At 61.9% G+C, this 767-nt stretch carries 2 protein-coding genes; both read right to left on the bottom strand.

What is annotated here, in order from left to right; all coding sequences use genetic code 11:
- On the bottom strand, nt 1-433 hold a 433-nt coding region (locus tag AC1DKD_RS41725), incomplete at its 3' end, for an aminoacyl-tRNA deacylase (protein ID WP_477144794.1).
- 37 nt (nt 434-470) lie between these two features.
- Nucleotides 471-767, bottom strand: a 297-nt coding sequence (locus AC1DKD_RS41720) for a tyrosine-type recombinase/integrase (RefSeq protein ID WP_477144793.1), incomplete at its 5' end; no start/stop codon positions are given.

The raw sequence follows: 767 nt of genomic DNA, 5'->3' as shown, positions 1-767 counted from the left end.
GATCAATACTAACCAGATACCCCCTACGCCCCCCATTAATATAGATCCGCCCCATCGCCAGCACCCCAGCCTCCACAAACACCGGSATCCGCTTGCGCGTCCCAAACGGCGAAGTACCCCCCACCATATACCCGCTATGCCGCTGCGCCACCTCCGGCTTGCACGGCTGCACGCTCTTGCGCCCCGTCTGCCGAGCCAGGTTTTTCGTCGACACCGAACAATCCCCGTGCATCAGCACGATCATCGGCTGCGCCTTCTCGTCCTCCATCACCAGCGTCTTGATCACGGCATGTTCATCCACGCCAAGCTGGCGCGCCGACTCCCCGGTGCCCCCATGCTCGACATAGTCATAGGCATGTTCGCCAAAGGCAACGCCATGCTGCTTGAGGAACTGAGTAGCGGGGGTTTCCGAAACGTGTTTGGACTTGCTCATGATGGAATGACTGTTCGCAATGACCGCGCAAAAAAACCTACCCGCGCGGATGATGCTGCTGATGCAGATCCCGCAAGCGCTCGCGCGCCACATGCGTATAGATCTGCGTAGTGGAAATATCGGCATGCCCCAACAGCAACTGCACCACGCGCAGGTCTGCGCCGTGGTTGAGCAGGTGGGTGGCAAAGGCATGCCGCAACGTATGCGGGGACAACGGCGCGTAGATCTCGGCGTCGCGCGCGTGGCGCTTGATCAGGTGCCAGAAGGCCTGCCGCGTCATGCCCTCGCCGCGCTGGGTGACGAACAGCGCGTCGCAGGCGCGCTCGCCCAGCAG

Source organism: Cupriavidus sp. 05T313, from assembly GCF_056396665.1.
This window is presented reverse-complemented; position numbering and strand designations above follow the sequence as displayed.